The 13708-nt window shown below is 55.3% G+C and carries 7 protein-coding genes; 4 read left to right on the top strand and 3 right to left on the bottom strand.

Features of this window, described 5'->3' with window-relative positions; all coding sequences use genetic code 11:
• Nucleotides 1-52: 52 nt before the first annotated feature.
• The 3 genes from AWR27_RS20760 to AWR27_RS20750 are packed head-to-tail and all read right to left on the bottom strand — an operon-like array spanning nt 53 to nt 2638.
• Nucleotides 53-529 (bottom strand): hypothetical protein, encoded by a 477-nt coding sequence (locus AWR27_RS20760; RefSeq protein ID WP_077132955.1) that lies wholly within the window; start codon nt 527-529, stop codon nt 53-55.
• Nucleotides 530-532: 3 nt separating this feature from the next.
• The gene (locus AWR27_RS20755; protein WP_077132954.1) at nt 533-2047 is read right to left on the bottom strand and encodes a hypothetical protein; all 1515 of its coding nucleotides are present in this window, start codon (nt 2045-2047) and stop codon (nt 533-535) included.
• Between the two features lie 30 nt (nt 2048-2077).
• A complete protein-coding gene (locus AWR27_RS20750) occupies nt 2078-2638 on the bottom strand; it encodes an RNA polymerase sigma factor (protein WP_077132953.1) in 561 nt (186 codons plus the stop codon).
• A gap of 103 nt (nt 2639-2741) precedes the next feature.
• Here AWR27_RS20750 and AWR27_RS20745 point away from each other — a divergent pair, with 103 nt between their 5' ends.
• From AWR27_RS20745 to AWR27_RS20730, 4 genes are all read left to right on the top strand, one after another.
• Nucleotides 2742-3614 (top strand): sugar phosphate isomerase/epimerase family protein, encoded by an 873-nt coding sequence (locus AWR27_RS20745; protein WP_077132952.1) that lies wholly within the window; start codon nt 2742-2744, stop codon nt 3612-3614.
• Between the two features lie 50 nt (nt 3615-3664).
• The gene (locus AWR27_RS20740; protein ID WP_077134116.1) at nt 3665-6688 is read left to right on the top strand and encodes a PVC-type heme-binding CxxCH protein; all 3024 of its coding nucleotides are present in this window, start codon (nt 3665-3667) and stop codon (nt 6686-6688) included.
• 100 nt (nt 6689-6788) lie between these two features.
• Nucleotides 6789-7355 (top strand): Uma2 family endonuclease, encoded by a 567-nt coding sequence (locus AWR27_RS20735; RefSeq protein WP_077132951.1) that lies wholly within the window; start codon nt 6789-6791, stop codon nt 7353-7355.
• Nucleotides 7356-7483: 128 nt separating this feature from the next.
• On the top strand, nt 7484-13705 hold the full coding sequence (locus AWR27_RS20730) for an alpha-2-macroglobulin family protein (RefSeq protein ID WP_232325888.1): 6222 nt from the start codon (nt 7484-7486) through the stop codon (nt 13703-13705).
• Nucleotides 13706-13708 lie beyond the last annotated feature (3 nt).

The following is a 13708-nucleotide window of genomic DNA, read 5'->3' as shown; positions in this document are numbered from 1 at the left end:
GTAGTGGTTTTGGAAAAGAAAAAAGTTGGATAAAGCGATTTATAACCCCAAACTATTTACATGAATCGAACGCTTCTCGTTGTTTTCGCAGTGCCTCCACCAATGGCTCGAAACCGGGGATGGTGCGGCCAAACTCAAACGTGATGCGATAAACACTATCGCCCCGTTGCAATTCTATGTACTCGGCTCCGCCATCGGCGCAGTCGGGGCAACCCAGCCGGCTGGGTTGTTTGGCGAACGAATCGAAGTTTGCTAACGACTGCAAAGCGTCCCAGTCTGCTGCACTGATGGTTTTATCGCACATTATCGGAGACGATTGCGGCTGTGGCCGTCCGCCTGCCTGTTGCGTTAGGGTTACGCTTGTTCCATTAAACGTATAATCTTTCCGGCAGGCAATGCCAAGGCACATGCCAAACGAAGTGCCCGTTCGGATAACGGCAGGCTTATCGCCATCGGGCGACGGTGAGCTACTGCCCGAACAATGCACGAACAGCAGCGAAGTGAGCAAAATAAACAGGGTTGCTTTCATGGCTCAAAAATGATAGTCAATACCAAAACTCATACCCGTAGTAGTGGGGCGGCTCTGCACCTGCGATTCGGGCCGGGTGGCTGCACCCAGCGTAGGCTGATACAGGCCCGCCAGCGATGCCGACCACCGGCGCGAAGGCCGATACCGGAACCGGGCACCTACCGAAGCCGCCCACGACAGAGGCCGGTAAACTCCATCTCCTGAGCGGATAACCAATTCATTATCAACCGTGTTCCGAACAAAAATATTCGTCAGAAAACCGCCAAGCAAAGCCATGCTTAACCGCTTTCGGGGGCGCAGTTGATAACCTACCTGCACCGGCACCTGCACAAACTGAAAATCGTTGCTCAGCGTTTGCCGGTTATATTGACTGTAGTTCGCCTGAATCCGGTTCTGATAAAAACTGCCTAAGCTATTAACCGCATCAGCCAAAACCACTTTGCCCGAACTGTTTTGCAGGGCATCGGCATACAAATTACGGTTTGCCGTATTTGCTCCTAAGAGAGCCGACTGCGTGTAATACCCCTGCGTTGGGCTTTCGACCGTTGACCGCCCCGCCAGATACCCCACCCCCGATTCGACCGACCAGCGTTCGGTCAGTTGAAGGCCCGCGCCAGCCTGATACGCTACCGAGAAGTTAGCCCGGCTCTGCACGGATGGCTGGCTCACAGAAGCTTGACTGTTCACGAACGACGTGTTAGCGGCAAAAACAGGTGCCTGAACCATTACCGACGGATTGAACGTACCCGGCATCAGGCTGACCGACGCCCAAAACTCCCGTTTTTCCGATTGCTGCTTCACCTCCGTCGGCTCCTGTTCGGCTTCAGCCGGTCGGAACCAGACAATCCGGTGAATAGGCATTGATTCGGTGGTGGCGAAGGTTCGGCTTTTCAGCAAGTCAATCTGTAAGGTGGCTGCTGACTCCGTTCGGTCACTATGTAAAGACGGCGTTTCGTCGCTTACGGCTAAATCGGGTACGGTCTCTATGCCTTCGCGCTGACGAACGATAGACGGAAAATACACGTCAGGCGTAAGAATGGCCCGTTGCCGCAGTGCTAAATCAGGAGCTACGGACAATGGCTGATTCTCCAACTTCATCCTCGACGGCATTTTCTTCTCAACTCGTTTGGGCGCAGCAGCCGCAACAGATGGCTCCGTTGGCGCATGGACGTCTGCCGATTTGAGCGGCACCGTAGCCGACGGTTCCTGTTGTGGTTTTTGTGGTTTTGCGGCAACCTGAGCGGGCTGTTGCTTCGGTACGACGGGCGTTTCATCGACAGACCGAACGGCCCACCAGCCGATGAGCAGCAGGGCAATAGCCGCAGCCGCCCGCATCCCCCAGCCAAACAGAGCCGACGATGCCACACCGCCTGCCCACAGAGGCAGCACCTTCGCCCCATCAGATTCGTCTAACCGGCGTTCAATAGCGTCCCACACACGGGGCGGGGGCGTCTCGGCAGCTTCATCAAATGCCTGTCGCCAGAAATCGTCCGGTATGTTTTGTTCTATATCACTCATTCTCAAGGTCTGTTCATCAGGTAGTACTGTTCACTCATCAATTACGGGTCGGCCTGTTGGGCGGCTGTCCGCTTTCAGTTTCTCCTGCAACAGGCTCCGCGCCCGTGCATACTGCGATTTTGAGGTCCCCTCGGCAATGTCGAGCATCGCGGCAATTTCGGGGTGATTATAGCCCTCAATGGCATACAGGTTAAATACCGTTCGGCAGCCGGGCGGCAGTTCCTGAATCAGCCCGAGCAAATACTGGTAGTTTAACGCGGGCAGACTTTCGTCGGCCTGTGGCAGCACGGGAGCCATCTCCTGCACGTCGGCAGGGTTTTCCCAGGGCTTGTGTTTTCGTATGTGCTTCAAAGCCGTGTTAATCACCACGCGCTTAAGCCAGGCTTCCAGCGGACACTCGAACCGAAACGTATCGATGTGCCGGTAAATCTTCACAAATGCATCCTGTAACACATCTTCGGCTTCGTCGGCATCTTTTATGTATCGTTTGCATACGACAAAGAGCTTTCCGGCAAACCGCTCATAGAGCTGTCGCTGTACGGTTCGGTCTTGCCGACGGCACCCGTCCACTAATCGGTATTCATCCTGCATAACGCGTTACAGACCAAAGACCCGGTCAATAGAGGAACGGTTGGAAGGCGGGTAAATTTTTTTCATTTGTCCTTTTTCAACAATAGCCTACACAAGCCGTATTATGAATCGTCGCGACCTCTTTCGGGCCACCCTCAGCCTAAGCGCGTTAACTGTTTTTCGTTCGCAGAGCCTGGCCCTCAGCCTTGCGCCCGCTACCCAACGGGCCTCCCGCTTCCAGATCGGGGCATGCGACTGGTCGATTGGTCCGGCGGGCGACATCAATACGTTTGCGGTAGCAAAACAAATCGGCTTAGACGGTGTTCAGATCAGCCTGAATACGATGGCCGATCAGGAACACCTCCGCCGGCCCGAAACCCGCCGACAATTTGCCGATGCAGCCCAAAAAGCAGGCGTTCAGATTGGTGGGTTAGCCATTGGGCTGCTCAATGAGGTGCCCTACAAGCTCGAATCGAAAACCGATGCGTGGGTGCAGGATAGCGTCGATGTAGCTAAAGACCTGGGCGTGGAGAACATTTTGCTGGCTTTTTTTGCTAAAAACGACTTGCGTAACGACAAAAAGGGTCAACAGGCGGTTATCGACAAACTGAAAGCTGTAGCCCCAAAAGCTGAAAAAGCGGGCATTACGCTGGGCATCGAATCGTGGTTGTCGGCCCCGGAGCACATGGCAATCATCGACGCCGTAGGGTCGCCTGCCGTGAAGGTGTATTACGACGTCTGCAATTCGACCGTGATGGGGTATGACATCTTTAAGGAAATGCGCGACCTCGGCAAAAACCAGATTTGCGAAATTCATATTAAGGAAAATGGTTCGCTGATTGGTAAAGGTCAGGTCGATTTAGCGAAAGTACGCCAAACCATCGACAACATCGGCTACAGGGGCTGGTTGGTAATCGAAGGGGCCGTGCCGTCGGGCAAACCCATGCTGGAAAGTTATATCGAAAACAACAAGACCGTTCGAAACGTGTTCGGTTGAAAGATACCCGGTTGGGCATGGTCTCTAACTATGCTCAGGGAACAATATTTATGAGAACAACACTGTCTATAACAGCCCCTTTCGCATTCACGACAGCCGCATTACTACTGCTGGCAATGCAGGCGTTTCAGCCAAAAACAACGCGGTCTGTTGCTCCTGCCGAACCACAACGACAGTATAGCATCGCGCTTGGCAGCGACTCGACCCGGCTGTATCTGCCCGACGACCTCGAAGCCGCGCTTTGGGCCGAAGCACCGATGTTCTTCAATCCAACGAATATCGATGTCGATGCACGCGGGCGGGTGTGGGTCACAGAGGCCGTAAACTACCGGAAATTCAACAATAAGGCCGAAACACGCCTGAATCACCCGGAGGGCGAACGTATTGTGATTCTGGAAGATACCAACGGCGACGGGCAGGCCGACGAGCGCAAAATTTTCGTGACCGACCCCGATCTGGTGTCGCCCCTCGGCATTGCGGTAATTGGCAACAAAGTGATTGTATCGTGTTCGCCCAATCTGGTGGTGTACACCGACGACAATGGCGACGACAAACCCGACCGTAAAGAGGTGATGCTCACGGGTTTTGGCGGTCTCGACCACGATCACTCCCTGCACGCATTAGTGGCCGGGCCAGATGGCAAGTACTACTTCAACACCGGTAACGCCGGGCCACACGTTGTGACCGACAAAGACGGCTGGACGCTGCGGTCGGGAAGCCTGTACGTAGGCGGAACGCCATACAACACTGTTAATCATGGCAAACAGGTCAGCGACGACGGGCGCGTGTGGGTCGGTGGCCTAGCGTTGCGCATCAACCCCGATGGGTCGGGTCTGAAGGTGATGGGCCACAATTTCCGTAACAACTACGAAACCGCGCTCGATTCGTATGGCAACATGTGGCAGAACGACAACGACGATCAGGTGGTGGCCTGCCGCACAAGCTGGCTCATGGAAGGCGGCAACGCGGGCTATTTCAGCAGCGATGGAACCCGTTACTGGCAAGCCGACCAACGCCCCGGTCAGACCATTCCAACAGCGCACTGGCACCAGGACGACCCCGGCGTTATGCCGGTTGGCGATATGACCGGCGCGGGTTCGCCGACGGGTGTAGTGGTGTACGAAGGCGACGAGCTCGGCATTCAGTACCGGGGAATGCTGCTCAGTGCCGAAGCGGGTCGTAACGTGATTTTTGGCTACAAACCCGAACTTTGGGGCGCAGGCTACCGAATGCCCCGTACCGACTTCATCAGCACGTTTCCGCAGGTCGACGAAAACTACAAGTGGGATAAAATTGAAAACGACGCCCGCAAATGGTTCCGGCCCAGCGACGTGGCCGTGGGCGCTGACGGTGCGCTATACATCGCCGACTGGTACGATCCGGTGGTGGGAGGTCATCAGATGAAAGATGGCAAAGGATACGGGCGCATTTACCGCATCACGCGCCGGGGCCAGAATCCACGCGTACCCCGCCTTGATCTGCGTACCGTGCAGGGACAAATCGAAGCCCTGAAAAATCCCGCCGTAAACGTTCGGATGCTGGGATTCGATTTGCTGCGGCAGCAGGGCGAAAAAGTGCTGGAGCCGGTAAAAGCCGTGCTGTCGTCACCAAATCCTTACCATCGGGCAAGGGCCATTTTTCTGATGGCGCACCTCGGAGCCGAAGGGCAGTTTGAGGTAGAACGACTACTGAAAGCGGGCGACGCCATGATGCGAATAACGGCGTTGCGGGCGTTGCGGAGCATCACCCCCGAAAACTCGAAAGCCAATTCGGGCCTGACCGATTCGCAGAAAGCACTGATGCCGCTGTTGGGCAACCTGAGCATCGACCCAAATGCTGCCGTTCGGCGCGAAGTTGCCATTGCCCTGCGCGACGTGCCTTATGCCGACTGCCGCAATATGCTGCTGAATCTCGTGAAAGGCTACGACGGGCAGGATCGCTATTACCTGACAGCACTGGGTATTGCTGCCGATGGTAAAGAAGAAAGCTTATTCGCCGACCTGCGCCCGGCTCTGCCCGCTGACCCCGCCGAGTGGGACCAGCGAACAGCGAATCTAATCTGGGAATTACACCCCAAAACGGCGGTCGATTTAGTAAAAAAACGCGTTGAAGCCCCTTCGCTTACTGCCGATGCCCGACAACAGGCCATGACAACGCTGGGGTTCATCAACACGCCCGCAGCGGCTAACGTTATGGTGGAACTGACCAGATCGGCGGATAAGAACGTAGCGGCTCAGGCGCAATACTGGACAGGTTTCCGACGCGGCAATGACTGGGCTACGCTCCTGAACTGGGACGAGGTGATGCCTATGAAAGTTTCATCGGCAGAACAGCAGATGCTGGCAAAACGGCAGATTCTGTTAGACGAATACAAGTCCGATACCGAAAAACGGCGTGTGGCTCTCGACATGGCACGCACCCCCGAAGGTGGTCAGATTCTGGTTGGGCTGGCGGCTGATAAAAAACTGCCTGATAACCTGTTACGAGCCGTAGGTCCGACTATTCTTAAAAACCCCGATCAGAGCGTTAGAACGATGGCGAAGGAGTATTTTGCCCCTCAAAGCGAAAAGCTGAGCGAAACGGGGACGGGCGAGTCGGGAAGTTCGGCATCGGCCAAAGCATCTGAGGCAGTTAGTAGTCCCGAAATTGCGCAGATTGCTATGCTGACAGGCAACGGAACCAATGGCCTGGGCGTGTTCAAAGCCAACTGCGCTACCTGCCACCGCCACGGTCGGGAGGGCAACGACGTAGGGCCGGAACTGACGCAGATTCACCAGAAATTCGACAAGAATGCCCTGCTCGATGCCATCATCAATCCCAGTGCGGGTATTGCGTTCGGTTATGAACCCTGGTTGATTACAACCAAAAAAGGGCAGACGTTTTACGGCTTCTTAGTCAGTGATGGCGATCAGTCGGTTATTGTAAAAGGCGTGACGGGACAGAAGCACACCATCCCCACAAAAGACGTGTTCTCACGGCGGCAATATAAAACCAGTCTCATGCCCACGCCCGATGCAATGGGTCTGACTAAACAGCAACTGGCCGACCTGACCGCATTTCTGCTGAAGCAGTAGCAAATGTGGAGGGCGCAAACAGCGCACGGCCTACGTGGCCTGGCCTGTTTGCGCCCTTTCTACTAACTTCGTACCTTTCCAGTAATCAACGACTCCAATTATGCTGTCAACGCTTGAAGCACTCCGAACGCTGCCTACCACGCTCCAGACCGTCGATGAGTTTGAGCAGTGGGAGCAGCAGCATCCGCACGAAGGCAGCTATGAATTTGTGCGGGGCCGAATTATTGAAAAGAATGACATGAAGCAAGCTGAATATCTGATTCTGAAGTTCCTAACCCGTCTTTTCGCGGCAACGGCTGCCTATCAGGCGGGCGACGAACTAACGCCCGAGATGGATTCTTACGTAGATAACACTCGTAAGCGTCGGCCTGATCTGGCTTATTTCTCGCTGGCGCAAATCAGAGCAACGGCAAACGGTGAGCGTCAGCGAACGCTTTTCCCCATCGAAATTCTTTCCGATTCCGAATTCTATGAAGATGTACTCGAAAAAATTCAGGATTATTTCGATGCAGGTGCGCGGCTGGTCTGGTATGTGATTCCCAAGCAGAAAAAAATCTACGTTTATACTTCGCCCGACGAGTCGAAAGCTTTTAAAGGCTCCGATGTAATTTCAGCCGCGCCGGTCATTCCTGATTTTCAGTTTACTGTAGCCGATTTGTTTGCCTAATGTAGAGCCGCCCCTCTGAATCGGCATTGGCAGGTAATACAAGACGTTATCTCTATATAATTAAACCCTTTCGCTCAAAACAGCATCATAGCCACAGCGCGTGTGGAAAAGTTGGCGTACTTGCATCCATGAGTACGCAGGCCACCGGCCCGCCCCCAGCTATGAACCATCTACTCACCATTCTGCTGTTTCTGACCGCATTGGCTACGTCTGCCCAACCCAATAAACCGCGCAACACCCCTCCCGACCTAACCTTTGCCCGCGAGTGGCAGCGAGCCGATTCGCTCGCCAAAAAAGGGTTGCCAAAGTCGGCACTGGAAGTTGTAAACGGCATTTACGCTAAGGCCAAAGCTACGCGAAACCACCCGCAGACGGTGAAAGCCGCTATGCATCGGTTAGTGTATCAACCCTACACTACCGAAGACACCTACGCCGAAATCATCGACCTGCTCCGGCGCGATATAGCCGATACGCCTGCTACCGGCGTGGATTCGCCCGCCCGGAATATTCTGCAATCGATTCTGGCCGAAACCTACTGGCATTATTACGAACAAAACCGCTGGAAGTTCGGGCAGCGCAATACCGATGATGCCGGGTCTGATGATCCGCGTACCTGGAACCTGCGCCGGTTGGTGGACGAAACCGTAGCGGCCTATGAAGCGTCGCTGAATGGGGCGGAACAACTCAAAAAAACGCCTGTCGAAGCGTTTGACGTGGTGGTGCAGAAAGGCGATGCCGATGCCCGACTGCTCCGGCCAACGCTTTATGACTTTCTGGCACATCGGGCACTGGGTTTTTATAAAAATACCGAACCCGACATCACCCGACCAGCCAATCGGTTTGAGTTAGACCAATCGGCGTATCTGGCTGATGCTGAGACGTTTTTAACCCAACCCCTGCGTAGTACGGATTCGCTGTCGCTGAAGTTTCGGGCATTGCGGCTGTATCAGGAACTAACCCTGTTTCACCGGACCAATGCCCTGCCAATGGCTGACGTCGACGCACAGCGGCTGGCGTTCGTGCATCAATACAGCACTGTTCCAAACAAAGACGACCTGTATCAACAAACGCTTGAACGGGCTATTCAGATCCATAAAAATCAACCTGCCGAGGTGTTCTATGGCCTTGCGTTGGGCGAGTTCTGGGCCGACCGGGGTGATCGTGCCAAAACAGGTGGCTGGCGACGAAAAGCCGCCGACCTCACCACCGACCTGCTGCGCCGTTTCCCGAAATCAGGCACCGAAACAACCAACCTGCGTAAACTGCTCGACCGGCTTAACGCTCGTTCGCTGCAACTGACCGTCGAAGAAGGCAATGCACCCGACCAGCCCATTCGCACGTCGGTCGCGTATCGCAACGTGCCAACGCTACACTATCGAATTGTGTCGGTTCATGTTGATGAATGGTTCCGAAATGAACGACGGTTGTATACAACTAATGACGCCCAGCAGCAGCCATTCCATGCGCAGTTGCTGAAGAGAGCAGCCGTAAAAACCGGGTCGGTACGTCTGCCCAACGACGGCGATTTGCAGGAACACCGCACCGAAATTGCGCTACCAGCCTTACCAACAGGACATTACATTGTGTTGGTTTCGCCATCGGCCCGGATCGCTGACACCACTACGCTGCTTTCATACACGCGCCTGACCGTAACAAATATCGGCTATCTGATTGGTCGTAAACCAGTTAGCCTTGCCAGCGAAAAGCCCGCCAAAAACGGGTACACGGATTATAACGAGTTTTTTCACGACCCAAAATTGTACGTCGTTAACCGGCAAACGGGGCAACCGATGGCAAACATTCGGGTCGATTTGCTGGAGAATAATAACCGCACTGGCAACCACGAACGCATCAGCACGTATCGAACAACGGCAACCGGGGGTCTGGAAGTACCGAACAAGGTTGTGACGAGCAACCACAACTATTGTTTTCGCATCAGCACTAAGCGCGATACGGTCTATACCGAATGGGTGTATTGGCCGGGTTATCAGCGCGGTTCATCGACCAACGAGGAGCAGATTCGGGGGTTGCTGTTCACCGACCGGGCCATTTACCGACCGGGGCAGACCATCTTCTTCAAAGCCGTACTCTACCGGGGTACGCCCGACTCGTTGCAGGTAGTTCCCAACGCACAAACCGAGGCCACGCTGACCGACGTAAACGGCGAAAAAGTGGCGTCGCTGAAACTGACAAGCAACGCGTTCGGCACAATTGACGGGCAGTTCACGGCTCCGGCAGGAAGACTGCTGGGAGTTATGACTATCCGTCTCGAAAATAACTCTACCAGTGTCCGGGTTGAAGAATACAAACGCCCGACGTTTGAGGTGAAGATCGATCCAGTAAAAGGCAGCTACAAGCTTGGTCAGGTGGTGTCTGTATCAGCTACGGCCAAAACTTTTGCAGGGGCAGCGGTCGACGGGGCGTCGGTACGCTACCGGGTAGTGCGTCGGCAGCGGCCCCGATGGATTTGGTGGGACTGGTATCGGCCCGGCGAGGGCCGGGGTGGGCGCAAAACCGAAATCATGAACGGCACCCTTGCAACCGATGTCAGCGGTGCGGTATCGCTTACGTTCACGGCCCAGCCTGATCTGACCGTTGACCGTGCCGATGATCCGTCGTTTATGTTTACCGTTACGTTCGACGTTACTGACCGAACGGGCGAAACCCGCTCCGCCGAACAGACGCTGACGATTGGCTATTCGGCCCTGACCGCTGCGCTCGACCTGCCCGCCGACCTCGACAATCGCGACCGTTCCCTGACTCTTCGCGTGACGAACGCCGGGGGCGAGCGCGTACCCGTGAAAGGTCAGTTAACCATCAGCCCGTTGCAAAAACCCAGCGAACCGTTGCGCAAACGCCTGTGGGAGAAACCCGACCGATTTGCCCTGAGCCGCAGCGAGTTCAAAAAACTGTTTCCAAACGATGTGTATGCCGATGAAGATCAACTGCCTGAATGGCCGAAAAGCGCGGCTGTTGACACCGTATCGATCAGCAACACGGATACACTGAAACTAACCGCGAGTCAATATCCTGCCGGTATATATGCCGCCGACCTGCGCGTGACGGATGCGGCTGGTGAGCGTGCTACACTGACACAGTATTTCACGGTTACGACCACCAATAACCCCATCGTCAACGCCCGGCCCGACGATTGGGTGAAAACGGTAACACCCGAAACCAAACCGGGCGAAAAAACCGTGTTTTGGGTCAATAACGGCGGAGTAGGTCCAGGCGGACACGCGCTCGTGCGGGTGGTGCAGAACGGCCAAATCCGCGAAGAACGCTGGGTTACGCTGGCAGCCGAGCCGGTGCGGGTCGAGATACCAGTGACAAAAGCGTTTGTAGGTGGCTTCGTCGTAGCGTTCACACGGGTGCAGGACGGGCGCGTGTACGACCTCTCAAAAACCATATCGGTGCCGCTACCCGACCGGAATCTGAAGATCGAAACACTTACGTTCCGCGATCACCTGAAGCCCGGCCAACCCGAACAATGGACGCTTCGCATCAGCGGACCGGGCAAAGACAAATTGATAGCCGAAACAGTAGCAACCCTGTACGATGCTTCGTTAGATGCGTTTGTACCGCTTAGTTGGCCCGGCTCGCCATATCAAAAGCCCGCTCAGCCAATGCCAGCCTGGTCGGCAATGGGTTTCAACACGTTGATGGGCAATCTGTTTCGGTACGATTACCGGGATATTCAGCCAGTGGCACGCAGATACGATGCGCTGTCGTGGGGTTCTGTCGGCGCACAAAGAGGCTTATTTATGGGCTTCGGTGGTGGCCTTGACGAAGTAGTTCGGGTTGGTTATGGAAGCCCCCGAAACAGATCTATCAATATGGCAATGGCTGCTGCACCGCCGGGTTCTCCGCGTGTGCTAAAAGGGGCCGTAGCTGAGGTGAGTGCTGATGGTGACGTACCTCAAGGAGTTGAAGAACTGCGAGAGGCTGTTGCCGCCGAAAAAACAAACGACCAGAACGATACAGCCCCAGACCAGCAGCCCAAAACCGACGCACCACCCGCCAACCCGCGCCGGAATTTCAACGAAACGGCGTTTTTCTTTCCCAAACTGCAAACCGACGAACAGGGCCGGGTGCTGCTCAGCTTCACCATGCCTGAAGCCCTCACGCGCTGGCGGCTACTGGCCTTCGCCCACACGCCTGACCTGAAAACCGGCTCGCTCGACCGCACCGTCATAACCCAAAAAGAGCTGATGATTTCGGCCAACGTGCCGCGTTTTCTGCGCGAAGGCGATACGCTCCGGCTCACGGCACGTATCAATAACCTGACCAACAAACCGCTGACTGGCACCGCTCAGCTTGACGCCTTTGACCCCGCCACCGGCCAGAACATAACAGCGAAGCTATTCAAACAGTCAGTTGCTCAATCATTCAACACGGCCCCTGCCCAAAGCACTGCCCTCGCCTGGACGATGGTGGTGCCCCAGACTATAGAAAACGTCACGTTTCGCGTATCAGCTACGTCCGGTGATTTCTCCGACGCCGAAGAACGTACCGTGCCTGTGCTGCCCAACCGGATGCTGGTGCTGGATAGTCAGCCGTTTTACGTAAATGGTCCGGGCAAAAAAGAGGTGCGGCTAAAAGCCCTCGTAAACCAGAATCCTGAACTACCGGCACAGCCCGAACGCCTGACGGTTGAGCTCACGGGCAATCCGGTCTGGACAGCCCTTCAATCACTGCCCTATTTGGCCGAGTTTCCATATGAATGCGCCGAGCAGTTGTTTAGTCGGTTCTACGCCAACGCGCTGGCGGGCCATATCATCAATGCCCGCCCTGAAATTCGTGGCCTGGCCGAAACCTGGGCCAAACAAGCCCCTGCCAACCCACTCGAAACCAACGCTGAACTTAAAAGCGTAACGCTCGACGAAACCCCCTGGCGACGCGACGCCCGCCACCAAAATCTGCAACTGGCACAATTGGGCCGGTTCTTACAGGACGACGCGCTGAGGGCCAGTCAGCAACAGGCTCTCGACAAACTGCAACAGTTACAAACTACCGAGGGCGGCTTCAGGTGGTTTTCGGGCATGCCCATCGACCGCACCATCTCAGTGCATCTGCTTACTGGCTTTGGGCATCTGGCAAAATTAGGCGTTAAACTGCCCGAGACGCAGCAAAACATGGCCCGAAACCTGCAAAACCGGGCCTTACGCTATGTCGACGCCGAAGCTAAACAGTGGGTCGACCGGCAAAAGCAGGAAAAGAAAACAGGTAGCAACACCAGCGATTTCTGGCCGGTGCAATACCTGTATGCCCGCTCGTTCTATACCGAATCGCCCATTACCGACAAAGCCACGCGCGACTACCTGCAAACGTATGTTGGTCAAAACTGGCAAACGCAACGCATTTACGGACAAGCTCTGGCCGCGCTGGCTCTGCACCGGCTTGGCGACCGTCAGACGCCTGCTTCTATCCTGAAATCACTGAACGAGCGGGCTGCCCAATCCGACGAACTCGGTATGTACTGGCCCGACAACCGGGCAGGCTACTACTGGCATCAGGCTCCCATTGAAACGCAGGCATTACTAATTGAAGCGTTCTCGGAAATTTTGACCGATCAGAAGGCCGTGAATGCTATGAAGCAGTGGCTACTGAGCCAGAAACGTACTACTGCGTGGCCCAGCACCAAAGCCACTACCGAGGCTATTTACGCGCTGCTACTCAACGGCGATGACTGGCTGGAAACGAAATCCACCACGGCATTGCAAGTAGGCGGAAAACCCGTTGAAACAGCGGCCAATGGCCCGACAGACTATCAGAAAATCACGTACCAACCTGCGGATATCAAGCCCGAACTTGGCATTATAACAGTAAGCAAAAGTAGCAGTGGCCCGGCCTGGGGCGGAATTTATTACCAGCATTTCGAACCGCTCGACCGGGTTATACCGTCGTCTGACGTAAAAGCTGCGATGGGCAACCTGACGCTTACCAAACAGTTGTTTGTTGAGCGCGACGGTCCGGCTGGCCCCGTCAGCACGCCTGTTACGGCCAAAACTCCGCTCAAACCCGGCGACCGGGTGCGCGTTCGGGTAGAGGTTCGCAACGACCGCGACATGCAATACGTGCATCTGAAAGATAGCCGTGCATCGGGCTTCGAGCCGATGAGCGCACTATCGGGCTACAAGTATCAGAACGGTCTCGGTTATTACGAAGCTCCGCGCGACGCCAGCACCGACTTTTACCTGCATTACCTGCCTGTCGGAACACACGTATTCGAGTACACCTTACGCGTTGTTCATACAGGCGATTTCTCATCGGGAGTGGCTACTGTTCAGTGCTTTTACGCGCCCGAGTTTTCGGCCCGGTCGGCGGGCGGGCGGGTGCGGGTTCCGTAGCAA

The organism is Spirosoma montaniterrae (assembly GCF_001988955.1).
GTDB lineage: Bacteria > Bacteroidota > Bacteroidia > Cytophagales > Spirosomataceae > Spirosoma > Spirosoma montaniterrae.
This window is presented reverse-complemented; position numbering and strand designations above follow the sequence as displayed.